At 59.9% G+C, this 24,118-nt stretch carries 21 protein-coding genes; 20 read left to right on the top strand and 1 reads right to left on the bottom strand.

All coding sequences use genetic code 11. The annotated features are described in order from the left end of the window. The first annotated feature begins 5 nt into the window (after positions 1-5). From bamA to ispD, 15 genes are all read left to right on the top strand, one after another. Positions 6-2,381, top strand: coding sequence for an outer membrane protein assembly factor BamA (gene bamA, locus GXB78_RS25310; RefSeq protein ID WP_329517465.1), 2,376 nt, complete (start codon positions 6-8; stop codon positions 2,379-2,381). Between the two features lie 45 nt (positions 2,382-2,426). Continuing rightward, on the top strand, positions 2,427-2,930 hold the full coding sequence (locus GXB78_RS25305) for an OmpH family outer membrane protein (protein WP_003222140.1): 504 nt from the start codon (positions 2,427-2,429) through the stop codon (positions 2,928-2,930). 3 nt (positions 2,931-2,933) lie between these two features. Beyond that, positions 2,934-3,989 (top strand): UDP-3-O-(3-hydroxymyristoyl)glucosamine N-acyltransferase, encoded by a 1,056-nt coding sequence (gene lpxD / locus GXB78_RS25300; protein WP_329517464.1) that lies wholly within the window; start codon positions 2,934-2,936, stop codon positions 3,987-3,989. A gap of 106 nt (positions 3,990-4,095) precedes the next feature. Further along, positions 4,096-4,536 (top strand): 3-hydroxyacyl-ACP dehydratase FabZ, encoded by a 441-nt coding sequence (fabZ, locus tag GXB78_RS25295; protein ID WP_016771469.1) that lies wholly within the window; start codon positions 4,096-4,098, stop codon positions 4,534-4,536. Continuing rightward, the gene (gene lpxA, locus GXB78_RS25290; RefSeq protein ID WP_016771468.1) at positions 4,533-5,309 is read left to right on the top strand and encodes an acyl-ACP--UDP-N-acetylglucosamine O-acyltransferase; all 777 of its coding nucleotides are present in this window, start codon (positions 4,533-4,535) and stop codon (positions 5,307-5,309) included. The genes fabZ and lpxA overlap by 4 nt, the downstream gene beginning before the upstream one ends. Before the next feature lie 2 nt (positions 5,310-5,311). Continuing rightward, complete coding sequence (lpxB, locus tag GXB78_RS25285) at positions 5,312-6,442, top strand: lipid-A-disaccharide synthase (protein ID WP_408005156.1); 1,131 nt, start codon at positions 5,312-5,314, stop codon at positions 6,440-6,442. Between the two features lie 11 nt (positions 6,443-6,453). After that, positions 6,454-7,080 carry a ribonuclease HII gene (gene rnhB, locus GXB78_RS25280; protein ID WP_329517505.1) on the top strand — a complete coding sequence of 209 codons (627 nt, stop codon included), beginning with the start codon at positions 6,454-6,456 and terminating at the stop codon, positions 7,078-7,080. Between the two features lie 76 nt (positions 7,081-7,156). Beyond that, positions 7,157-10,678: a DNA polymerase III subunit alpha gene (gene dnaE, locus GXB78_RS25275; RefSeq protein ID WP_329517463.1), complete on the top strand. Its 3,522-nt coding sequence runs from the start codon at positions 7,157-7,159 to the stop codon at positions 10,676-10,678. A 139-nt stretch (positions 10,679-10,817) separates the two neighbouring features. After that, a complete protein-coding gene (locus GXB78_RS25270; protein ID WP_016771465.1) occupies positions 10,818-11,765 on the top strand; it encodes an acetyl-CoA carboxylase carboxyltransferase subunit alpha in 948 nt (315 codons plus the stop codon). 132 nt (positions 11,766-11,897) lie between these two features. Beyond that, on the top strand, positions 11,898-13,226 hold the full coding sequence (tilS, locus tag GXB78_RS25265; RefSeq protein ID WP_329517462.1) for a tRNA lysidine(34) synthetase TilS: 1,329 nt from the start codon (positions 11,898-11,900) through the stop codon (positions 13,224-13,226). A 274-nt stretch (positions 13,227-13,500) separates the two neighbouring features. Next, positions 13,501-15,132 (top strand): CTP synthase, encoded by a 1,632-nt coding sequence (locus GXB78_RS25260; protein ID WP_016771462.1) that lies wholly within the window; start codon positions 13,501-13,503, stop codon positions 15,130-15,132. Between the two features lie 4 nt (positions 15,133-15,136). Then, positions 15,137-15,982: a 3-deoxy-8-phosphooctulonate synthase gene (kdsA, locus tag GXB78_RS25255; RefSeq protein WP_016985082.1), complete on the top strand. Its 846-nt coding sequence runs from the start codon at positions 15,137-15,139 to the stop codon at positions 15,980-15,982. A gap of 155 nt (positions 15,983-16,137) precedes the next feature. Next, positions 16,138-17,427 (top strand): phosphopyruvate hydratase, encoded by a 1,290-nt coding sequence (gene eno / locus GXB78_RS25250; protein ID WP_041478121.1) that lies wholly within the window; start codon positions 16,138-16,140, stop codon positions 17,425-17,427. A gap of 169 nt (positions 17,428-17,596) precedes the next feature. Then, positions 17,597-17,875 carry a cell division protein FtsB gene (gene ftsB / locus GXB78_RS25245; protein WP_007964293.1) on the top strand — a complete coding sequence of 93 codons (279 nt, stop codon included), beginning with the start codon at positions 17,597-17,599 and terminating at the stop codon, positions 17,873-17,875. Next, positions 17,872-18,579 carry a 2-C-methyl-D-erythritol 4-phosphate cytidylyltransferase gene (ispD, locus tag GXB78_RS25240; RefSeq protein ID WP_329517461.1) on the top strand — a complete coding sequence of 236 codons (708 nt, stop codon included), beginning with the start codon at positions 17,872-17,874 and terminating at the stop codon, positions 18,577-18,579. Before ftsB ends, ispD begins: the two co-directional genes overlap by 4 nt. A 132-nt stretch (positions 18,580-18,711) precedes the next feature. Here ispD and GXB78_RS25235 read toward each other — a convergent pair whose 3' ends face one another. After that, positions 18,712-19,608: a LysR substrate-binding domain-containing protein gene (locus tag GXB78_RS25235; protein ID WP_056783227.1), complete on the bottom strand. Its 897-nt coding sequence runs from the start codon at positions 19,606-19,608 to the stop codon at positions 18,712-18,714. A gap of 116 nt (positions 19,609-19,724) precedes the next feature. Here GXB78_RS25235 and GXB78_RS25230 point away from each other — a divergent pair, with 116 nt between their 5' ends. The 5 genes from GXB78_RS25230 (at position 19,725) to surE (ending at position 24,098) form a co-directional block, all read left to right on the top strand. Further along, positions 19,725-20,837, top strand: a complete 1,113-nt coding sequence (locus GXB78_RS25230; RefSeq protein WP_329517460.1) for an S-(hydroxymethyl)glutathione dehydrogenase/class III alcohol dehydrogenase — start codon at positions 19,725-19,727, stop codon at positions 20,835-20,837. Positions 20,838-20,933: 96 nt separating this feature from the next. Further along, a complete protein-coding gene (gene fghA / locus GXB78_RS25225) occupies positions 20,934-21,779 on the top strand; it encodes an S-formylglutathione hydrolase (RefSeq protein WP_329517459.1) in 846 nt (281 codons plus the stop codon). A 53-nt stretch (positions 21,780-21,832) separates the two neighbouring features. Further along, on the top strand, positions 21,833-22,306 hold the full coding sequence (gene ispF, locus GXB78_RS25220) for a 2-C-methyl-D-erythritol 2,4-cyclodiphosphate synthase (protein WP_253499599.1): 474 nt from the start codon (positions 21,833-21,835) through the stop codon (positions 22,304-22,306). Beyond that, the gene (gene truD / locus GXB78_RS25215; RefSeq protein ID WP_329517458.1) at positions 22,303-23,361 is read left to right on the top strand and encodes a tRNA pseudouridine(13) synthase TruD; all 1,059 of its coding nucleotides are present in this window, start codon (positions 22,303-22,305) and stop codon (positions 23,359-23,361) included. The genes ispF and truD overlap by 4 nt, the downstream gene beginning before the upstream one ends. Further along, positions 23,349-24,098 carry a 5'/3'-nucleotidase SurE gene (gene surE, locus GXB78_RS25210; protein ID WP_329517457.1) on the top strand — a complete coding sequence of 250 codons (750 nt, stop codon included), beginning with the start codon at positions 23,349-23,351 and terminating at the stop codon, positions 24,096-24,098. Before truD ends, surE begins: the two co-directional genes overlap by 13 nt. The last annotated feature ends 20 nt before the right edge of the window (positions 24,099-24,118 follow it).

Genomic DNA, 24,118 nt, shown 5'->3' with positions numbered 1-24,118 from the left:
ACTTCATGAAACGTCTGCTGCTAACTGCGGTTCTCACCGTATTGATGATCGCCGAAGTTCACGCCGAGTCCTTCACTATCTCTGATATTCGCGTCAATGGCCTCCAGCGGGTCTCCGCGGGTAGCGTCTTTGGTGCCTTGCCGTTGAACGTCGGCGAGCAGGCGGATGATCGTCGCCTGGTGGAATCCACTCGTGCGTTGTTCAAAACCGGTTTCTTTCAAGATATCCAGCTGGGCCGCGAAGGCAACGTTCTGGTCATCACCGTGGTCGAGCGTCCTTCGGTCGCCAGTATCGAAATCGAAGGCAACAAGGCGATTTCCACTGAAGACCTGATGAAAGGCCTCAAGCAATCCGGTCTGGCCGAAGGCGAGATCTTCCAGCGCGCCACCCTCGAGGGTGTGCGGAATGAACTGCAACGCCAGTACGTCGCCCAGGGTCGCTACTCGGCCACCGTCGATACCGAAGTGGTCTCGCAGCCGCGTAACCGCGTGGGTCTGAAGGTGAAGATCAACGAGGGTACCGTTGCCGCCATTCAGCACATCAACGTGGTGGGTAACACAGTCTTCCCTGAAGAAGACCTGACCGACCTGTTCGAACTGAAAACCACCAACTGGCTGTCGTTCTTCAAGAACGATGACAAATATGCCCGCGAAAAACTCTCCGGTGACCTGGAGCGTCTGCGTTCCTACTACCTGGACCGTGGCTACATCAACATGGACATCGCTTCGACCCAGGTATCGATTACCCCGGACAAGAAGCACGTCTACATCACCGTCAACGTTACCGAAGGCGAGAAGTACACCGTTCGTGACGTCAAGCTCAGCGGTGACCTGAAAGTCCCTGAAGACCAGATCAAGTCGCTGTTGCTGGTGCAGAAGGGCCAGGTGTTCTCGCGCAAGCTGATGACCACCACTTCCGAGCTGATCACTCGTCGTCTCGGTAACGAGGGCTACACCTTCGCCAACGTCAACGGCGTGCCGCAGCCACACGATGACGACCACACTGTGGACGTCCTGTTCGCTGTCGATCCGGGCAAGCGCGCCTACGTCAACCGCATCAATTTCCGTGGCAACACCAAGTCCGAGGACGAAGTGCTGCGTCGTGAAATGCGTCAGATGGAAGGGGGCTGGGCTTCGACCTACCTGATTGACCAGTCCAAGACGCGTCTGGAGCGTCTGGGCTTCTTCAAGGAAGTCAACGTTGAGACCCCGGCAGTGCCAGGTGTCGACGACCAGGTTGACGTCAACTACGCCGTTGAAGAACAGGCTTCCGGTTCGATCACCGCCAGCGTCGGTTTCGCCCAGAGCGCCGGTCTGATCCTTGGTGGCTCGATCACCCAGAACAACTTCCTCGGTACCGGTAACCGCGTCAGCATCGGTCTGACCCGCAGCGAATACCAGAGCCGCTACAACTTCGGCTACGTTGACCCGTACTGGACCGCCGATGGCGTGAGCCTGGGTTACAACGCGTTCTATCGCACCACCGACTACGATGAACTCGATGCCGATATTTCCAGCTATGCGGTAGACAGTCTCGGTGCCGGCGTGAACGTCGGTTACCCGATCAGCGAGACTTCGCGTCTGACCTTCGGTGCTTCCGTTCAGCAGGACAAGATCAACACTGGTCGCTATACCGTTGACGAGATTTTCGACTTCGTTAACAAGGAAGGCGATAACTACCTGAACTTCAAGGCTTCGGCCGGTTGGTCCGAGTCGACTCTGAACAAGGGCGTATTGCCGACCCGTGGTCGTTCCCAGAGCCTGACCCTGGAAACCACCATTCCAGGCAGCGACCTGTCGTTCTTCAAACTCGATTACCGTGGTCAGTTGTTCCAGCCGATTACTGAGAACTACACCATGCGCCTGCACACCGAGCTCGGTTATGGCGACGGTTACGGTTCGACCGACGGCTTGCCGTTCTATGAAAACTACTATGCAGGTGGTTTCAACTCGGTACGTGGCTTCAAGGACAGCACCCTTGGCCCGCGCAGTACGCCGAGTCGTGGTACCAACCCGGGCACTATCGCGGACCCGGACCAGGATCCACTGCCGTTCGGTGGTAACGTCCTGATCCAGGGCGGTGTGGAAGTTCTGTTCCCGCTGCCATTCGTCAAGGATCAGCGTTCCCTGCGTACTTCGGTCTTCTGGGATGTCGGTAACGTGTTTGACTCGCAGTGCAAGGACACTACGAACGCTAACGGTTCCTCGTCCAACACCAAGTGCAACGACATCAGCCTGAGCAACATGGCCAGTTCCGTGGGTGTGGGTGTGACCTGGGTCACCGCGCTGGGTCCTTTGAGCTTTGCGCTGGCGATGCCGGTCAAGAAACCGGATGACGCTGAAACTCAAGTGTTCCAATTCTCCCTCGGCCAGACGTTCTAAGCGTCTGACCCAAGATAACGACAATGGATTTTGTAGGAGTGCATCGTGCGTAAGTTGACTCAATTGGTTCTCCTGGCCTCCGTACTGGTGGCAGGCCCGGCGTTCGCCGACATGAAAATTGCCGTGCTGAACTATCAGATGGCACTGCTGGAATCCGACGCGGCGAAGAAGTACGCCGTGGATGCCGAAAAGAAGTTCGGCCCGCAACTGACCAAGCTGAAAACCCTGGAAAGCAGCGCCAAAGGCATTCAGGACCGTCTGATGGCCGGTGGCGACAAAATGCAGCAGGGCGAGCGTGAGCGTCTGGAGCTGGAATTCAAGCAAAAGGCCCGCGACTTCCAGTTCCAGTCCAAGGAGCTGAACGAAGCCAAAGCCGTTGCCGACCGCGAAATGCTCAAGCAGCTGAAGCCGAAGCTGGACAGCGCTGTGGAAGAAGTCATCAAGAAGGGTGGTTTTGACCTGGTGTTCGAGCGTGGCGCAGTCATCGATGTCAAACCTCAGTACGACATCACGCGCCAGGTTATCGAGCGCATGAATCAGCTGAAGTAACCCATGACCGTGACTATCAGGCTCGGCCAGTTGGCCGAGCACCTCGGCGCCACCCTGCGTGGCGACCCCGAGACGCAAATTACTGGGCTAGCCACTTTGCAAGAGGCTGGCCCAGCTCAGTTGAGCTTTCTGGCAAATCCCCAATACCGCAAATACCTGGCCGGTTCGCAGGCCGCTGCACTGCTGCTCAAGCAAGCAGACGCTGAGGGTTTTGCCGGTAATGCCCTGGTGGTGCCGGATCCTTATCTGGCCTACGCGCGTATCTCGCACCTGTTCGATCCAAAGCCAAAAGCTGCTGCGGGTGTTCACCCGACAGCCGTGATTGCGCCGGACGCGGTAGTCGACCCGAGTGCCAGCATCGGCCCGTTCGTGGTGATCGAAGCCGGAGCGCGAATCGCTGCACAGGTAACGCTGGGCGCGCATTGTGTCATCGGCGCTCGCAGCGAAGTCGGTGAGGGCGGCTGGCTGGCTCCGCGCGTGACGCTGTATCACGACGTGCGCATCGGCAAACGTGTGGTGATTCAGTCCGGCGCGGTGATCGGCGGTGAGGGCTTCGGCTTCGCCAACGAAAAAGGTGTCTGGCAGAAGATCGCCCAGATTGGTGGCGTGACCATCGGCGACGATGTCGAGATTGGCGTGAACACCGCCATCGACCGCGGTGCTCTGGCCGATACCGTGATCGGTAATGGCGTGAAGCTCGACAACCAGATTCAGATCGCGCACAACGTCCAGGTCGGTGATCACACCGCCATGGCCGCGTGCGTTGGCATCTCCGGCAGCACCAAAATCGGCAAGCACTGCATGCTCGCCGGTGGTGTCGGTCTGGTCGGCCACATTGATATTTGCGACAACGTTTTCCTGACCGGGATGACCATGGTGACCCACTCGATTACCGAGCCGGGCGCCTATTCTTCCGGCACAGCCATGCAACCGGCGGCCGAATGGCGCAAAAGCGCGGCCCGTATCCGTCAGCTCGATGACATCGCGCGACGGTTGAAACAGCTGGAAAAGCGTGCAGGGGAAGTGACCCCTGACGGCAATGCTTCATCTGATGGCTGATACCATTTCCATATCAAGTGTGCACAGCCTCTAGACTGCCTCCTTGATTTGCTAGAGGAGTGCGCGTCAGTCGCGCTCCCAATCTTTACATAGGCTTTCCCCTGAAATGATGGACATCAACGAGATTCGCGAATACCTGCCTCACCGTTACCCGTTCCTGCTGGTGGACCGGGTGGTGGAACTGGACACTGAAGGCAAGCGAATTCGCGCCTACAAGAATGTCAGCATCAATGAACCGTTCTTCAATGGTCACTTCCCAGCGCATCCGATCATGCCGGGCGTGCTGATCATCGAAGCGATGGCTCAGGCTGCCGGGATCCTCGGTTTCAAGATGCTCGACGTCAAACCGGCCGACGGCACCCTGTATTACTTCGTCGGCTCCGACAAGCTGCGCTTCCGCCAGCCAGTCAAGCCGGGCGACCAGTTGATTCTTGAAGCGACCTTCATCAGTTGCAAGCGCAAGATCTGGAAGTTCGAATGCCAGGCTTCGGTGGATGGCAAACCGGTCTGCTCGGCAGAAATCATCTGCGCGGAACAGAAAGTATGAGTTTGATTGACCCTCGCGCAATCATCGATCCGTCCGCCGTTCTGGCTGACGGCGTCGAGGTCGGCCCGTGGTCGATCATCGGCGCAGGTGTGGAAATCGGCGAGGGTACCGTGATCGGGCCGCATGTGATCCTCAAGGGGCCGACCCGCATTGGCAAACACAATCGCATCTACCAGTTTTCCTCGGTAGGTGAAGACACCCCGGATCTGAAATACAAAGGCGAGGAAACCCGCCTGGTGATCGGTGACCACAACGTCATCCGCGAAGGCGTGACCATTCACCGTGGCACTGTTCAAGACCGTTCGGAAACCACCCTGGGCGATCACAACCTGATTATGGCCTATGCCCACATCGGTCACGACAGCGTCATCGGCAACCACTGCATTCTGGTTAACAACACCGCGTTGGCGGGGCATGTGCACGTTGACGACTGGGCGATCCTCTCCGGTTTCACTCTCGTGCATCAGTACTGCCATATCGGCGCGCACAGCTTTTCCGGCATGGGTACGGCGATCGGCAAGGACGTTCCGGCGTTCGTTACTGTATTCGGCAACCCGGCCGAGGCGCGCAGCATGAACTTCGAAGGCATGCGCCGGCGCGGTTTCAGCGAAGATGCGATCCACGCCTTGCGCCGTGCCTACAAGACCGTCTACCGCCAGGGCCTGACGGTCGAGCAGGCGCTGGCCGAGCTGGCGGAGCCGTCTGCGCAGTTCCCTGAAGTCGCTGTGTTCCGCGATTCGATCCAGGCATCGACTCGCGGCATCACCCGCTGATCATGGCCAGTCTGCGTATTGCGCTGGTGGCGGGCGAGGCTTCCGGTGACATTCTCGGCGCCGGCCTCATGCGTGCGCTCAAGGCACAACATCCGGCGATCGAGTTTATCGGTGTCGGCGGGCCGCTGATGCAGGCCGAAGGCCTGACCTCGTACTTCCCCATGGAGCGCCTGTCGGTCATGGGCCTGGTCGAAGTCCTCGGTCGTCTGAGTGAGTTGCTCAAGCGCCGCAAGGACTTGATTGCCACGCTGATCGCCGCCAGGCCGGACGTGTTCATCGGCATCGACGCGCCGGATTTCAACCTCAACATCGAACTCAAGCTGCGTCAGGCCGGGATCAAGACCGTGCATTACGTCAGCCCGTCGGTGTGGGCATGGCGGCAGAAACGGGTACTGAAGATCCGCGAAGGCTGCGATCTGATGCTGACCCTGTTGCCGTTCGAAGCGAAGTTCTACGAAGAGAAGGGCGTGCCGGTGCGTTTCGTCGGCCACACCTTGGCCGATACCATTCCGCTCGAGGCTGACCGCGCCGCTGCACGTGCCGAGTTGGGTTTGCCCGACGGCCCGCTGGTGGCACTGATGCCGGGCAGCCGTGGCGGTGAGGTCAGTCGCCTCGGCGCGCTGTTTCTCGACACTGCCGAACGTCTGCGCGGCATGCGTCCGGGCGTGCGTTTTGTCATTCCCTGTGCCAATCCGGAACGCCGCGTGCAACTCGAAGCGCTGCTGGCGGGCCGGGATTTGCCGGTGACATTGCTCGATGGTAAATCGCATCTGGCTCTCGCTGCGTGCAACGCGGTGTTGATCGCCTCTGGCACTGCTACCCTTGAAGCGCTGCTGTACAAGCGACCGATGGTGGTGGCGTATCGGTTGGCGCCGCTGACGTTCTGGATTCTCAAGCGCATGGTCAAGAGCCCGTACGTGTCGCTGCCCAACTTGCTCGCCCAGCGCTTGCTGGTGCCGGAGTTGTTGCAGGATGATGCGACTGTCGAGGCATTGGCGCAGACTCTGTCGCCATTGATCGAAGGCGGAGAAGAACAGACCCGCGGTTTCGACGAGATCCATCGCACGCTGCGGCGCGACGCTTCCAATCAGGCGGCGGACGCCGTCCTTAACCTGATCGGCAAACCACAATGAGCAAGACAAGCATGCAGATGGGCCTGGATTTCACCCTGGTCGCCGAAGTGGAAGAACTGGTCGCCGGTGTCGATGAAGTCGGTCGTGGCCCGTTGTGCGGTGCGGTGGTGACAGCGGCGGTGATCCTCGATCCGAACCGGCCGATTCTCGGCCTCGACGATTCGAAAAAGCTCACCGAAGCCAAGCGCGAAAAGCTCTACGACGAGATTTGCGAGAAAGCCCTGAGCTGGTGCATCGCCCGCGCCGAAGTCGAAGAAATCGATGACCTGAACATTCTCCACGCAACCATGCTGGCCATGCAGCGCGCGGTCACCGGTCTGCACATTCAGCCGAAACTGGCGATGATCGACGGCAACCGCTGCCCGCATTTGCCGATGCGCGCCGAGGCGGTGATTCAGGGCGACGGCAAGGTGCCGGCCATCGCCGCGGCGTCGATTCTGGCCAAGGTCAGCCGCGATCGCGAAATGGCGGCGTTCGAATTGATCTACCCGGGCTACGGCATCGGCGGCCACAAAGGCTACCCGACGCCCGTTCATCTGGAAGCGCTGGCGCGGCTCGGCCCGACGCCCATTCACCGCCGCTCGTTCGCCCCGGTTCGTCTGGCTTACGAGGCGCGGGAAAGCCTGACGCAGGTTTAGGCGCAAGGCTGATGTTTTATTCGAGGCCCGGTACAATCCGGGCCTCGTTGTCTCTATGTAACTGGACAGGATCACTATGCCGGCTTCATTCGTTCATCTACGCCTGCACACTGAATACTCCCTGGTCGACGGGCTGGTACGGATCAAGCCGCTGGTCAAAGCGCTGACCGCCATGAACATGCCGGCGGTTGCGGTCACCGATCAGAACAACATGTGTTCTCTGGTCAAGTTCTATAAAAACGCCATGGGCGCCGGCATCAAGCCGATCTGCGGTGCCGACCTGTGGCTGGCCAACAAGGACCCGGACGCACCGCTGAGCCGCATCAGCCTGCTGGTGATGAACGCTCAGGGTTACCGCAATCTCACCGAATTGATCTCCCGCGGCTTCATCGAAGGCCAGCGCAACGGCATGGTGATTGTCGAGCGCGAATGGGTGGCCGAGGCCAACGAAGGCCTGATCATGCTGTCCGCTGCCAAAGAAGGCGAGATCGGCATGGCCATGATCGGCGGCAACCCGGCGGAAGCCGAAACGCTGACGCGCGAGTGGATGGCAGTGTTCCCGGATCGCTTCTATCTGGAAATCCAGCGCACCAATCGCCCCAACGACGAAGAACAACTGCATGGTGCCGTCGCACTGGCCGACAAACTTGGCGCGCCGCTGGTGGCGACCAACGATGTGCGCTTTATCAAGCAGGAAGACTTCGCCGCCCACGAAACCCGCGTGTGCATCGGTGAAGGCCGCGCCCTCGACGACCCGCGCCGTTCGAAGAATTACAGCGATCAGCAATACCTGAAAAGCGCCGAGGAAATGCTCGAGCTGTTCAGCGATATTCCCGACGCCATCGCAAACACCGTCGAGATCGCCAAACGCTGCAACATCGAAGTGAAGCTGGGCACGCACTTCCTGCCCAACTTCCCGATCCCCGATGGCATGACCATCGACGAATATTTCCGCAAGGTTTCCTTCGAAGGTCTCGAAGAACGCCTGGCGGTGCTGCTGCCCAAGGACACCACCGAAGACTACGAAGCCAAGCGCCAGGTCTATGTCGACCGCTTGAATTTCGAGCTGGATATCATCATTCAGATGGGCTTCCCCGGTTACTTCCTGATCGTGATGGACTTTATCCAGTGGGCCAAGAATAACGGCGTACCGGTTGGTCCGGGCCGTGGGTCGGGTGCCGGTTCGCTGGTGGCTTACGTACAGAAGATCACCGACCTCGACCCGCTGGAATATGACCTGCTGTTCGAACGTTTCCTCAACCCGGAACGGGTTTCCATGCCCGACTTCGACGTCGACTTCTGCATGGACGGTCGCGACCGCGTGATCGATTACGTGGCCGAGAAATACGGTCGCAACGCGGTGAGCCAGATCATCACCTTCGGTTCCATGGCCGCCAAGGCTGTGGTGCGTGACGTGGCGCGGGTGCAGGGCAAGTCCTACGGCCTGGCGGATCGTCTGTCGAAGATGATTCCGTTCGAAGTCGGCATGACTCTGGAAAAAGCCTACGAGCAGGAAGAGATCCTGCGTGACTTCATCAAGGTCGATGAAGAAGCCGCGGAAATCTGGGAGATGGCGCGCAAGCTCGAGGGCGTGGTGCGTAACGTCGGCAAACACGCCGGTGGTGTGGTGATCGCGCCGACCAAACTGACCGACTTCTCGCCGATCTATTGCGACGAGGCCGGCGATGGTCTGGTGACCCAGTTCGACAAGGACGACGTTGAGGCTGCCGGTCTGGTGAAGTTCGACTTCCTCGGCCTGCGTACGCTGACGATCATCGACTGGGCGCTGAAAACCATCAACCGCGACCGCGCCAAGGTCAACGAGCCACCGCTGGATATCGCCTTTATCCCGCTGGACGACAAACCGACCTACCAGTTGCTGCAAAAAGCCGAAACCACGGCGGTGTTCCAGCTTGAATCCCGCGGCATGAAAGAGCTGATCAAAAAGCTCAAGCCCGACTGCCTGGAAGACCTGATCGCACTGGTAGCACTGTTCCGTCCGGGCCCGCTGCAATCGGGCATGGTGGACGACTTCATCAACCGTAAGCACGGGCGCGCCGAGCTGGCCTATCCGCATTCGGACTACCAGTACGACGGCCTCAAGCCGGTACTGGCGCCGACTTACGGCATCATCCTGTATCAGGAACAGGTGATGCAGATTGCCCAGGTCATGGCCGGCTACACCCTCGGTGGTGCGGACATGCTGCGTCGGGCGATGGGTAAGAAAAAGCCCGAGGAAATGGCCAAGCAGCGCGGCGGTTTCATTGAAGGTTGCGCGACCAACGGCATCGACGCCGACCTTGCCGGTAACATTTTCGACCTGGTGGAAAAATTCGCCGGTTACGGCTTCAACAAATCCCACTCCGCTGCTTACGGACTGGTGTCGTACCAGACCGCCTGGCTGAAAGCCCACTACCCGGCGCCGTTCATGGCCGCGGTACTCTCGGCGGATATGCACAACACCGACAAGGTCGTGACCTTGATCGAGGAAGTGCGGACGATGAAGCTGCGCCTCGACGCGCCGGACGTGAACACTTCGGAGTTCAAGTTCACGGTGAACGACGACGGCCGCATCGTCTATGGCCTCGGCGCGATCAAGGGCGTCGGTGAAGGCCCGGTGGAAGCGATCACCGAAGCGCGACAGGCCGGTCCGTTCAAGGATCTGTTCGATTTCTGCGCGCGGGTCGACCTCAAGCGCATCAACAAGCGCACCCTCGACGGCCTGATCCGCAGCGGCGCGCTGGATCGCCTGGGTCCTTATTTCCACGACGAGCAGAAAGCCTATCAAGCCAACATCGACCGTAACCGCGCCGTGCTGCTGGCAGCGATGGAAGAGGCGATCAAGGCGGCCGAGCAGACCGCGCGTACTCACGACAGTGGTCACGCCGATCTGTTTGGCGGTTTGTTCGTCGAAGAGGATGCCGACGTGTATGCATCCCATCGCAAGGCCAAGGAGCTGACCCTCAAGGAACGCCTCAAGGGTGAAAAAGACACCTTGGGCCTGTACCTGACCGGTCACCCGATCGACGAATACGAAGGCGAGATCCGCCGCTTTGCCCGTCAGCGCATCATCGACCTGAAACCGGCGCGCGACACGCAGACCGTGGCGGGGATGATCATTGCCCTGCGGGTGATGAAGAACAAGAAGGGCGACAAAATGGGCTTCATCACCCTTGATGACCGCTCCGGGCGGATCGAGGCGTCGCTGTTTGCCGATGCGTTCCATTCCGCGCAGTCGCTGCTGCAGACCGACGCGATGGTGGTCGTCGAGGGCGAAGTGAGCAACGACGACTTCTCCGGCGGCCTGCGCCTGCGGGTCAAGCGCGTGATGAGCATGGAGGATGCGCGGACCAACCTGGCCGAAAGCCTGCGCCTGAAGCTGCACACCCAGGATCTCAAAGGCGATCAGCTACGCTGGTTGGGCGAACTGCTCAAGCGTCATCGCGGCGCGTGCCCGGTGACCATGGAGTACACCAGCCCGGATGCGAAGACCTTGCTGCAGTTCGGCGAGAGCTGGCGGATCGACCCGGCGGATGCCTTGATTCAAGCCCTGCGTGACCAGTTCGGGCGAGACAACGTCTTCCTCCAATACCGTTGACCGGCAGGTGCCATCATTGCGCTTGCCCGCAACCTGAATTTTTAATCTCGACCTCAGCGCGCCTCTCCCTTAAGGTAGGGCGCGAATAGACAACCGGCCGGCCCAAGCTCACTTGGGACACGACCCAAGACGGACGCCTATGAACCCGAATTTTCTAGATTTCGAACAGCCGATCGCCGACCTGCAAGCCAAGATCGAAGAGTTGCGCTTGGTCGGTAATGACAATTCGCTGAATATCGGCGATGAGATCTCCCGCCTGCAGGACAAGAGCAAGACGCTGACCGAAGACATCTTCGGCAAGCTGACCAGCTGGCAGATCGCACGCTTGGCGCGTCACCCGAAACGCCCTTACACCCTCGACTACATCGAGCACATCTTCACCGAGTTCGACGAACTGCACGGCGACCGTCACTTCTCCGACGACGCTGCCATCGTTGGCGGTATCGCCCGTCTGGAAGACCAGCCGGTGATGATCATCGGCCACCAGAAGGGCCGTGAAGTGCGCGAGAAAGTTCGCCGCAACTTCGGCATGCCGCGTCCGGAAGGCTACCGCAAGGCCTGCCGTCTGATGGAAATGGCCGAACGCTTCAAGATGCCGATCCTGACCTTCATCGACACCCCGGGTGCTTACCCTGGCATCGACGCTGAAGAGCGCAACCAGAGCGAAGCGATTGCCTGGAACCTGCGCGTGATGGCGCGCCTGAAGACCCCGATCATCGCCACTGTAATCGGTGAAGGTGGTTCCGGCGGCGCATTGGCCATCGGCGTCTGCGATCAGCTGAACATGCTGCAATATTCGACCTACGCGGTGATCTCGCCGGAAGGTTGCGCATCGATCCTGTGGAAAACCGCCGAGAAAGCACCGGATGCCGCTGAAGCGATGGGTATCACTGCCGAGCGTCTGAAAGGCCTGGGCATCGTCGACAAGGTAATCAGCGAACCACTGGGCGGCGCGCACCGTGATCCGGCTGCTGCCGCCGCTTCGATCCGCGCCGAACTGAGCTCGCAACTGGCGATGCTCAAGCAGTTCGATAACGAAGCGCTGCTCAAGCGCCGTTACGATCGCCTGATGAGCTACGGTCTCTAAAGCGAAGCGCGATACCCATGTGGGAGCGAGCCTGCTCGCGAAAGCGGTATAACACTCGACGAATGTGTTGAATGTTAAACCGTCTTCGCGAGCAGGCTCGCTCCCACATTTGTTTGGGGCAAAGAGAAAGCTATGAGTCAGTCCATGATTGATTTGCCGTCGCGGCTTCTGTTAAACCTTGAGCCCTGGCGCAATGCCGCTCACTGGCGTATCGCCTTCTCCGGCGGCCTCGATTCCACGGTCCTCCTGCACCTTCTCGCCACTCTGGCGAAAACCCAGTCCCTCCCTGCGCTCAGCGCTGTCCATATCCACCACGGCCTTCAGGCTGCGGCCGATGCGTGGCCGCAACACTGCCAGGCCGTTTGCGATGCGCTGGGCGTGCCGTTGCGAGTGGAGCGGGTAAACGTGAAGGCCGGGGCGAGCCTGGAGCGGGCGGCACGGGATGCGCGTTATGCCGTTTTCAGTTCGCTGACACAGCCCAATGACGTACTGCTGACCGGCCAGCACCGAGACGACCAAGCGGAAACGCTGCTGTTTCGGCTGTTGCGCGGAGCTGGAGTGCGTGGGCTTTGCGCAATGCCGCAGCAGCGCCCGGTGGGGCAGGGCACACTGGTTCGCCCGTTGCTGGATGTCAGCCGCGCTGAGCTGGAAAGTTATGCACAGGCACATCAGTTGCGCTGGATCGAAGATCCGTCAAACCAGGATCGGCAGTTTTCGCGCAACTACCTGCGCCATCAAGTCATGCCGGTGCTGACCGAGCGCTGGCCGCAAGCGCAGGCGAGCATGGCGCGCACGGCTGCGCATCTGCGTGAGGCGCAAGGCTTGCTCGATGAACTGGCGCAGATCGATCTGGCACAAGCCGAAACGCCCCATGAATACGCTTGGCTCGGCGTGCCTTCGCTGGCGCTGGCGCCTTTGGCGGCTTTATCTGAAGCACGTCAGCGTAATGCCCTCAGCCACTGGCTGGGACCGTTGACCGGGCTGCCAGACACTGACCATTGGTCGGGTTGGATCGACCTGCGCGATGCGATCGCCGACGCCTCACCGAAATGGCGCCTGGCCGACGGCGAACTACATCGCAGCGCCGGTCGCGTCTGGTGGCTCAGCGGTAAGTGGCTGCAGACGCCGGTGATCGGCGCCGACTGGCAGACCCCGACGTCAGCGCTACGCTTGGCCGATAACGGACGCGTCATGTTCAACGGTCACGCTCCATTCGGGCCTTTGCGCATTGCCTATCGGCATGGCGGTGAAATCATGCAACTGGCCGAGCGCGGCAACCGTGATCTCAAGCGTCTGCTCAACGAGCGGGCGGTGCCCGCATTCGCACGTGGCAGATTGCCGCTGCTGTTTCGCGGTGAAGAATTGCTCGCGGTGGCGAACCTGTCGGGTCTTGATGGTCAGGTGCACGAAGGCTGGACATTGCACTGGCAGCCAAGAGACGAAGATCAAGGTTTGAGCTGAAAGGAGCATTCCGGTAGACTACGCTCCCTTCTTGATACAACTTCTGTGGATTCGCCTGAATTGCAGGAGTTGCCGATTACCAAGCAGTCTTTGCTGGGCGATTCCAAAAAATGTGTAGCGAGCAACGTACCGGTGTTTCATCTGCCGGTCTGTCACAACGCGGCGGTTTTTTCGAAAGGTGCACTGTGATTAATGCAGGTGATCGGGGGCTTCGGCCTTCCTTCGCTTTCCCCGGCGGCTCGTTCCGCTTTAACGCAGACTTCTAGGGTTTTTCATGACGCGCTACATATTCGTCACGGGCGGTGTTGTTTCTTCATTGGGGAAAGGCATTGCCTCGGCTTCATTGGCGGCTATCCTGGAGGCGCGGGGGCTTAAGGTCACCATGCTGAAGCTGGATCCGTACATCAACGTCGATCCAGGCACCATGAGTCCGTTCCAGCACGGTGAAGTGTTCGTCACCCACGACGGCGCCGAGACCGACCTGGATCTGGGGCACTACGAGCGGTTCATCCGCACAACCATGACCCAGAACAACAACTTCACCACCGGCCGCGTCTACGAGCACGTGCTGCGCAAAGAGCGCCGTGGCGACTACCTGGGTGCAACCATCCAGGTGATCCCGCACATCACCGACGAAATCAAGCGCCGCATCATCAAGGGTGCCGGTGACGCTGACGTGGCGATGGTCGAAATCGGTGGCACCGTCGGTGACATCGAGTCGCAACCGTTCCTCGAAGCCATCCGCCAGCTGCGTTTCGAAGTCGGCGCCAAGCGCGCGATGCTGATGCACCTGACGCTGGTGCCGTACATTGCCACCGCCGGCGAAACCAAGACCAAACCGACCCAGCACTCCGTCAAGGAACTGCGTTCGATCGGCCTGCAGCCAGACGTGCTGGTATGCCGTTCCGATCACCCGATCGACGTCTCCTCGCGTCGCAAGATCGCGCAGTTCACCAACGTTGAAGAACGTGCGGTGATCGCCCTGGAAGACGCCGACACCATCTACAAGATCCCGGGCATCCTGCACTCGCAGGGTCTGGACGATTTCGTCGTCGAGCGTTTCGGTCTGCAATGCGGCAGCGCTGACCTGTCCGAATGGGACGCAGTAGTCGACGCCAAGCTGAACCCGGAACACGAAGTGACCATCGCCATGGTCGGCAAGTACATGGAATTGCTCGATGCCTACAAGTCGCTGATCGAAGCGATGAGTCACGCCGGTATCAGCAACCGCACCAAGGTCAACCTGCGCTACATCGATTCCGAAGACATCGAGAACCAGGGCACTGCGCTGCTCGAAGGTGTCGATGCGATTCTGGTACCGGGCGGCTTCGGTCTGCGTGGCGTGGAAGGCAAGATCACTGCCGTTCAGTACGCTCGCGAAAACAAGGTTCCGTACCTGGGTATCTGCCTCGGCATGCAAGTGGCGGTCATTGAATTCGCTCGTAACGTGCTGGGCTGGAAAGATGCCAACTCCACTGAGTTCGATCGTGCCAGCGGCCACCCGGTTGTCGGCCTGATCACTGAGTGGGAAGACGCCACCGGCGCTGTCGAAGTGCGTACCGAAGCGTCCGATCTGGGCGGCACCATGCGCCTCGGCGCACAGGATTGCCTGCTCGAGCCGGGCTCCAAAGTGCACGACTGCTACGGCAAGGACGTGATCGTTGAGCGTCACCGTCACCGTTACGAAGTGAACAACAACCTGCTGCCGCAGATCATCGAAGCCGGCCTGAAAATCTCCGGTCGCTCCGCCGATGCTGCGCTGGTCGAAGTGGTTGAAGCGCCGGATCATCCATGGTTCGTCGCCTGCCAGTTCCACCCTGAGTTCACCTCGACCCCACGCGACGGCCACCCGCTGTTCAGCGGTTTCGTCAAAGCCGCGTTGGCTCAACACCAGAAGAAGGCGTAACCCGATGGCACAGAAGATCATCCGCGTCGGCGACATCGAGATTGCCAACGACAAACCCATGGTGCTGTTCGGTGGCATGAACGTGCTGGAAAGCCGTGACATGGCCATGCAGGTCTGTGAAGAGTACGTAAAGGTCACCGAAAAACTCGGCATCCCGTACGTGTTCAAGGCCAGCTTCGACAAGGCCAACCGGTCTTCTGTGACCTCGTATCGCGGTCCTGGCCTGGAAGAGGGCATGCGCATCTTCCAGGACATCAAACAGGCCTTCGGCGTGCCGATCATCACCGACGTCCACGAGCCGGATCAGGCCGCGGTCGTCGCTGAAGTCTGCGACATCATCCAGCTGCCGGCCTTCCTGTCGCGCCAGACCGATCTGGTCGTCGCGATGGCCAAAACCAATGCTGTGATCAACATCAAGAAAGCCCAGTTCCTCGCGCCTCAGGAAATGAAGCACATCCTGAACAAGTGCGTGGAAGCCGGTAACGATCAGTTGATCCTCTGCGAGCGCGGTTCGAGCTTCGGCTACAACAACCTCGTGGTCGACATGCTCGGCTTCGGCATCATGAAGCAGTTCGAATACCCGGTGTTCTTCGACGTGACCCACGCGCTGCAAATGCCTGGTGGTCGTGCGGACTCCGCCGGTGGTCGTCGTGCCCAGGTTCTGGATCTGGCCAAGGCCGGCATGAGCCAGTCGCTGGCGGGTCTGTTCCTTGAAGCGCACCCGGATCCGGACAACGCCAAATGCGACGGCCCTTGCGCCTTGCGTCTGGACAAACTGGAGCCTTTCCTGGCCCAGCTCAAAGCTCTGGACGAACTGGTGAAGAGTTTTCCGACGGTAGAAACCGCGTAACGCTCGATTCTCCGGTAAAGTACCGCACGATTTGTCGCTCATGCCCTCGGGCGTGAGCGTTGTCGTCTGCAAGTCTGCCCGCTGTACTTCGCTTGCCGACGATCAAGATTTCCTCTAGCTGCGTCGTTTTCGTCAACTTTGGAGTGTTTACAACAATGGCAAAAATCGTCGACATCAAAGGTCGTGAAGTTCTCGACTCCCGTGGCAATCCCACCGTGGAAGCGGACGTGCTTCTCGACAACGGCATCATCGGCAGCGCCTGCGCGCCGTCCGGTGCATCCACTGGCTCGCGTGAAGCACTCGAGCTGCGTGATGGCGACAAGAGCCGTTACCTGGGCAAGGGCGTGCTCAAGGCGGTAGCCAACATCAACGGTCCGATCCGCGATCTGCTGCTGGGCACCGACCCGAGCGACCAGAAAGCCCTCGACCAGGCGATGATCAAGCTCGACGGTACCGAAAACAAAGCGACCCTGGGCGCCAACGCCATCCTCGCCGTGTCCCTGGCTGCGGCCAAGGCGGCTGCGCAGGACCAGGACCTGCCGCTGTACGCGCACATCGCCAACCTCAACGGCACCCCGGGTGTGTACTCGATGCCGGTCCCGATGATGAACATCATCAACGGTGGCGAGCACGCCGATAACAACGTCGACATCCAGGAATTCATGGTGCAGCCAGTAGGCGCCAAGTCGTTCTCGGAAGGTCTGCGCATGGGGACCGAGATTTTCCATCACTTGAAAGCTGTGCTGAAGGCCCGTGGCCTGAGCACTGCCGTTGGCGACGAAGGCGGTTTCGCACCGAACCTGGCGTCCAACGAAGACGCTTTGAAAGTGATCTCCGAAGCCGTGGCCAACGCCGGTTACAAGCTGGGCACCGACGTGACCCTGGCGCTGGACTGCGCCGCGAGCGAGTTCTACGAAGACGGCAAGTACAACCTGTCCGGCGAAGGCCAGGTGTTCACTGCTGAAGGTTTCGCCGACTACCTCAAAGGCCTGACCGAGCGTTATCCGATCATCTCCATCGAAGACGGTCTGGACGAGTCCGACTGGGCTGGCTGGAAAATCCTCACCGACAAGATCGGCGAGAAAACCCAGCTGGTGGGCGACGACCTGTTCGTGACCAACACCAAGATCCTCAAAGAAGGCATCGATAAAAAGATCGCCAACTCGATCCTGATCAAGTTCAACCAGATCGGCACCCTGACCGAAACCCTGGAAGCCATCCAGATGGCCAAGGCTGCCGGTTATACCGCAGTGATCTCGCACCGCTCCGGTGAAACCGAAGATTCGACCATTGCCGACCTGGCCGTGGGCACCTCGGCTGGCCAGATCAAGACCGGTTCGCTGTGCCGCTCCGACCGCGTTTCCAAGTACAACCAACTGCTGCGTATCGAAGAGCAGTTGAACGGCAAGGCCAAGTACAACGGCCGCGCCGAGTTCCGCGGTTAAGCGCAACCTGATCAAAGGACACCGGATTGTGTCGGAAAAGTCGTGACAGCGATGGATTTGCCACTAATCTGATGTCTCAAGCACAAGCCTGGATCTTTCCAGGCTTCGTGCTATCAGATGCAGCAACATGATGCGTGGCTGTCTTTTTTCACTGGATACCTGATATTCGATGCGCAGTCCTTACTGGTTGTTTCTTGTTTTGCTCTTGCTGCTGGCCGGTCTGCAGTACCGCCTGTGGGTGGGCAATGGCAGTCTGGCGCAGGTCGCCGAGCTGAAACAGCAGATCGCCGATCAACATGCCGAGAACGAAGGCCTGCTGGAGCGCAACCGGGTGATGGACGCTGAAGTCAGCGAGTTGAAGAAAGGCATGGAGACCGTTGAAGAGCGGGCTCGTCACGAACTGGGCATGGTCAAGGACGGCGAAACCCTTTACCAGTTGGCCCAATGATCGATTCCCTGCCGGCCTTCTGGGCCGTGATTCCTGCCGCGGGCGTCGGTGCCCGAATGGCCGCGGACCGTCCCAAGCAATATCTGCAACTGGGCGGGCGCACAATTCTCGAACACAGCCTCGGCTGTTTCCTCGATCACCCGAGCCTCAGAGGCCTGGTGGTCAGTCTTGCTGTCGATGATCCTTACTGGCCGAACCTGGCGTGCGTCAATGATCCGCGCATTCAGCGGGTCGATGGTGGGGCGGAGCGTTCCGCTTCGGTGCTCAACGCTTTGCTGCATGTGCATGCTCTAGGTGCCGACGATGACGATTGGGTGTTGGTGCACGATGCTGCGCGTCCGAATCTGAGTCGCGACGATCTCGACAAGTTGCTGGCTGAACTGGCGGATGACCCGGTGGGTGGTTTGCTGGCGGTGCCGGCTCGCGACACGCTCAAACGCGTTGATAAAAACGGGCGTGTGGTCGAAACCGTGGATCGCAGCGTGATCTGGCAGGCGTATACGCCGCAGATGTTTCGCCTCGGCGCGTTGCATCGAGCATTGGCGGACAGTCTGGTCGCTGATGCGGTGATTACCGACGAGGCTTCGGCGATGGAGTGGGCCGGTCTGGCGCCGCGTCTGGTCGAAGGGCGGGCGGATAATCTCAAGGTGACCCGGCCGGAAGATCTGGAGTGGTTGCGCCAGCGTTGGGCTAATCGCCGCTGAGGTTTGTGGTCGCTGTGCCATTGCCTTCGCGAGCAGGCTCGCTCCCACAGTGGGAATACATTCAGCTGCCGAACTCGGTCAATTGTGGGAGCGAGCCTGCTCGCGAAGGCAATGGCACAGGCAACCAATAACTCAAAGCTTGTACTCCGGCCTTTCAGCCAGCCCCACCTTCAAATAATCCACCAACTTGCGCACCTTCGGCGACAGATGCCGCTGCTGTGGATACAACGCCCACACCGCGGTATTCGGCGGCTGATGCGCCTCCAGCAAGGAAATCAGCGCGCCGCTGTGCAAATGCTCGAGCACGTAATAATCCGGCAACTGACACAACCCGACCCCCTGCAGTGCCGCATCCAGCACCGCCTGCCCACTGTTGCAGCGCCAGTTGCCCTGCACCCGCTGGGAAAATTCCCGTCCGTTCTGTTCCAGTTGCCAGATATCCGAACTGCCAATCAGGCAATTGTGCCGACTCAACTCCGACAAACTGTGTGGGCGCCCGTACCGTTCAAGGTAGGACGGCGACGCGCACAGGTACATTCGTCGTGGCGCCAGACGTGTCGCGACCAAGCGTGAATCCTGTAGCCGACCCAGACGAATCGCCAGGTCCAGCCCTTCGTGCACCAGATCCAGCTGCCGATTGCTCAATTCGATATCGATGCGCAGCTGCGGATACAGCCCCATGAAGCGCGTCACCAGCGGCACGATGAAGCGTTCACCATAGGCCACCGCGCAAGTCATGCGCAGCATGCCTTTCGGTTCGCTGGTCAGATCGCCCACCGCGCGCAAGGCTTCCTCGCGGCCGTCCTGCAGGCGCTGGCAATGTTGCAGGAAAGTCTGCCCGGCTTCGGTCAGCGTTACCCGACGGGTACTGCGGTAGAGCAGACGCGTCTGCAAACGCTCTTCGAGCCGGACGATTTGTCGACTGATGTGTGAGGAAGAAACTCCAAGACGCTCGGCTGCGGCGGTGAATTGGTTGCATTCGGCGACGGCGACGAACTCGTCGATGCCTTCCCAGCGGTTTTCCGACACTCCGATTATCCCTGCATGGCAATAATGTTTTGCTTTCGTCCGGATTATTCCTCAGGACGCGCTGAACTACACTGTCTGTCTGCTTTTTTATTTACTGGATTTACTGGAGAGTCAGCATGATCAAGTCGCGCGCCGCCGTTGCCTTCGAGGCCAAGAAGCCGCTGGAAATCGTAGAAGTCGATGTCGCCATGCCCAAGGCCGGTGAAGTGCTGCTGCGCGTCGTCGCTTCCGGCGTCTGCCATACGGACGCCTACACTTTGTCCGGCGCAGATCCGGAAGGCATCTTCCCGTCGATCCTCGGTCACGAAGGCGGCGCTATTGTTGAAGCGATTGGCGAGGGCGTGACCTCGGTCGCCGTCGGCGATCACGTCATCCCGCTGTACACCCCGGAATGCGGCCAGTGCAAATTCTGCAAATCGGGCAAGACCAACCTCTGCCAAGCGATTCGTGCGACTCAGGGCGAAGGCCTGATGCCCGACGGCACTTCGCGTTTTTCCTACAAGGGCGAAACGATTTTCCACTATATGGGCACCTCGACCTTCTCCGAGTACACGGTGCTTCCGGAAATCTCCGTGGCCAAGATCTCCAAAGATGCGCCGCTGGAAAAGGTCTGCCTGCTGGGTTGTGGCGTCACCACCGGCATCGGCGCCGTGCTCAACACCGCCAAGGTCAAACCGGGTGACACCGTGGCTATCTTCGGTCTCGGTGGCATCGGCTTGTCGGCCGTAATTGGCGCGGTGAAAGCCAAGGCTGCGCGAATCATCGCCATCGATATCAATCCGGCCAAATTCGAAATCGCCAAGCAATTGGGTGCCACCGATTGCGTGAACCCGAAAGACTACGATCGTCCGATCCAGGAAGTGATCGTCGACATGACCGACGGCGGCGTCGACTTTTCCTTCGAGTGCATCGGCAATGTGCAACTGATGCGCGCCGCGCTTGAGTGCTGCCACAAAGGCTGGGGCGAGTCGGTCATCATCGGTGTTGCCGGTGCCGGCCAGGAAATCGCCACCCGCCCGTTCCAGCTGGTCACCGGCCGCGTCTGGCGCGGTTCGGCGTTCGGCGGCGTGCGTGGCCGCAGCGAATTGCCAAGCTACGTCGACATGGCCCAGAGTGGCGAGATCCCGCTGGATACCTTCATCACCCACACCATGGGCCTGGAAGATATCAACAAGGCATTCGACCTGATGCATGAAGGCAAGAGCATCCGCACCGTCATACATTTCTAACAGCAGCTCCGAGCTGCAAGTCTAAAGCTGCAAGTAAAGGCGTTCGTGCTTTGTCTTGAAGCTTGCGGCTTCCAGCTTACAGCCAGGGAGAATCCCGTGAATCTGGAAAATATTTCCTGTCAGAAGAGTTTCGGTGGCTGGCACAAGCGCTATCGCCATCGCTCCGAAGTGCTTGATTGCGACATGGTCTTTGCCGTGTACCTGCCACCGCAGGCGGAGCAGGGCGGCAAGCTGCCGGTGTTGTACTGGTTGTCGGGCCTGACCTGCACCGATGAAAATTTCATGCAGAAGGCCGGTGCGATGCGTATGGCGGCGGAGCTCGGTTTGATCATCGTCGCCCCGGACACCAGCCCACGTGGCGCGGATGTCCCGGACGATGCCGACAAGGCCTGGGACTTTGGCCTCGGCGCGGGGTTTTATCTGAACGCCACGCAAGAACCGTGGGCGCGGCACTATCGGATGCATGACTACGTCGTGGAGGAATTGCCAGCATTGGTTGAAGCGCATTTCCCTGCTTCCGACAAACGCAGTATCAGCGGCCACTCCATGGGCGGCCATGGCGCGTTGGTCTGCGCGCTGCGCAACCCCGGGCGCTATAAATCGGTGTCGGCCTTTTCGCCGATCACCCATCCGATCGATTGCCCGTGGGGCCAGAAAGCCTTTTCCAACTATTTGGGCGAAGACCGTTCGAAGTGGAAGGAGTGGGACGCCTGTGTGCTGATCGCCGATGCTACAGAGAAGTTGCCATTGCTGGTCGACCAAGGCGATCGCGATGATTTCCTCGCCACCCAGCTCAAACCCGAAGCCCTGCAACACGCCGCAAAACAAGCGGGGCATCCATTGGAGTTGCGCCTGCAACCGGGCTACGACCACAGCTATTTCTTCATCTCAAGCTTCATTGACGACCACTTGCAGCATCACGCGCGCGCTCTAGGCGCCTAATGTCTGACAAAGCAGGTAGAATCACGCCCTGACAAAAATCGGGGCGTTTTTTTATGCGTATTGGCCACGGCTACGATGTGCACCGTTTCGCTGAAGGCGATTTCATTACTCTGGGCGGCGTGCAGATTGCACACGGCTTCGGGCTGCTCGCTCATTCCGACGGTGACGTCCTGCTGCACGCCTTGAGCGACGCCTTGCTCGGCGCGGCGGCGCTGGGTGATATCGGCAAACACTTCCCGGACACCGACCCGCAATTCAAGGGCGCCGACAGCCGCGTGCTGTTGCGTCACGTGGTCAGTCTGATCCACGCCAAGGGCTGGAAAATCGGCAACGTCGACAACACCATCGTTGCCCAGGCGCCGAAAATGGCGCCGCATATAGAATCGATGCGCGCGCTGATCGCGGCGGATCTTCAAGTTGAGTTGGATCAAGTGAACGTCAAAGCTACCACCACCGAAAAGCTTGGCTTTGTCGGTCGCGAAGAAGGCATCGCCGTGCACTCCGTTGCCTTGTTGCTGCGCGCATGAATGACCTGCAATTGCTCGGCCCGCGGGCCTATGGCGCACCGCTCGGCACAGCGGTACTGAAAGCCATCGCCGAAGATTTTCAGGTCGATGAAGTGCTGGATATCCCGTTCAGCGGTGACGGCGAACATCTGTGGATCTGGGTGGAAAAGCGCGGCTTGAATACCGAAGAAGCGGCGCGGCGGATTGCCAAGGCCGCGGGCGTGCCGTTGCGCACCGTCAGCTATGCCGGTCTCAAGGATCGTCAGGCCCTGACCCGACAGTGGTTCAGCGTGCAATTGCCGGGCAAGGCTGATCCGGATCTGTCGGCAGCGGAAAACGACACGCTGAAGATCCTCAGGACCACGCGCCATAAACGCAAGCTGCAACGCGGTGCGCATTCGGCCAATGGCTTCACCTTGCGCCTGACTCAATTCAATGGCGACAAAGACGCCATTGAGCAGCGGCTGCAACTGATCGCCAAACAAGGCATCCCCAATTATTTCGGCGCCCAGCGCTTTGGCCATGACGGCGGCAACGTTGTCGATGCGCGGGCGTGGGCGGCGCGCAAGGCTTTGCCGGAGCAGCGCAATGTGCGTTCGCGCTTGCTGTCGACGGCCCGCAGTTATCTCTTCAATCAGGTGCTGGCGGCGCGCGTCGCCGATGGCAGCTGGAACACCGCATTGGTCGGCGATCTGCTGGCATTCACCGACAGCCGCAGTTTTTTCCCCGCCGGTGAAGCCGAATGCAGCGACCCGCGTCTGGCGATTCTCGACCTGCACCCGACCGGTCCGCAGTGGGGCGAAGGTGACTCGCCGGCCGCTGGTGCTGTCCATGCTCTGGAGCAGGGGATCGCCGTCCGTGAAGCGGATCTGCGCGACTGGTTGATTCACGCCGGCATGAGCCATGAACGTCGCATCCTGCGTCTGCCCATTGGCGGGTTGACGTGGCATTATCCCCAACCTGACATTCTGCAACTGGAATTCGTCCTCCCGGCCGGATGCTTTGCCACCGTATTGGTGCGCGAGCTCGTTGATCTGGTGCCGGTGGGGCAGACGGACAGCCCATGCGTATTCTGATTTCTAACGACGATGGGGTAACCGCGCCCGGTCTCGCCGCGCTTTATGCTGCGCTGGCGGATTACACCGAATGCGTGGTTATCGCCCCGGAACAGGACAAAAGCGGCGCCAGCAGTTCGCTGACGCTCGACCGTCCGCTGCACCCGCAATACCTGGCCAACGGCTTTATCAGCCTCAACGGCACACCGACCGATTGCATTCACCTGGGGCTCAATGGCTTGTTGGAACGCGAGGCCGATATGGTGGTTTCCGGTATCAACCTGGGCGCCAACCTCGGTGACGACGTGCTGTATTCCGGAACTGTGGCAGCGGCGCTCGAAGGACGTTTCCTTGAGCGTCCATCCTTTGCGTTTTCACTGGTCTCGCGTCAGGTGGATAACCTGCCGACGGCGGCGTACTTCGCGCGCAAACTGGTCGAGGCCCATGCCGGGCTGGATCTGCCACCGCGCACAGTACTCAATGTGAACATTCCCAACCTGCCCATCGATCATATCCGTGGCATCCAGTTGACCCGGCTAGGTCACCGCGCCCGGGCGGCGGCGCCGATGAAAGTGGTCGATCCGCGGGGCAAGGCCGGTTACTGGATTGCCGCCGCTGGCGACGCTGAAGACGGCGGCCCGGGCACCGATTTTCATGCCGTGATGCAGGGCTATGTGTCCATCACGCCGTTGCAGCTCGATCGCACCTTCAATGATGCGTTCAGAAATCTCGATGGCTGGCTGGGAGGGCTGAGCTGATGCGTGAACATGACGACCGC

It is taken from the genome of Pseudomonas moraviensis subsp. stanleyae (assembly GCF_036283065.1).
Taxonomy (GTDB): Bacteria; Pseudomonadota; Gammaproteobacteria; order Pseudomonadales; family Pseudomonadaceae; genus Aquipseudomonas; species Aquipseudomonas stanleyae.
The sequence above is the reverse complement of the archived record's forward strand: the minus strand, read 5'-3'. Positions and strand labels throughout refer to the sequence as shown.